Consider the following 252-nt stretch of genomic DNA (forward strand, 5'->3'; position numbering starts at 1 on the left):
CTTAGTTTAGTTTTCTGTTTCCCACTCATTTTAATCACGCTGTGGCGTTTAACAAACTTATCTGATCTGAAAATTTTACTGATTAGTTTTCTAGTTTCTGTATTTGTGACCGGAATTATTTATGCGGGGTTAAAATATCAGGCAGATAAATGGCAATCTTGGTTAAAGCTAAAATCAGAAGTGGAAAACTATCAACAGATTATCAAAAAGTTAGAGTTATTAGAACAATTATCTCAGTTAGAAAACCAATCT

Annotated in this window: 1 protein-coding gene; it reads left to right on the plus strand. The window is 31.3% G+C overall.

Features of this window, described 5'->3' with window-relative positions; all coding sequences use genetic code 11:
• Positions 1-252 (plus strand): hypothetical protein (locus R0J87_RS22730; protein ID WP_498889187.1); only part of this gene is annotated, 252 nt, incomplete at both ends.

It is taken from the genome of Halomonas sp. SIMBA_159 (assembly GCF_046536035.1).
Classification (GTDB): Bacteria; Pseudomonadota; Gammaproteobacteria; order Pseudomonadales; family Halomonadaceae; genus Vreelandella; species Vreelandella venusta_A.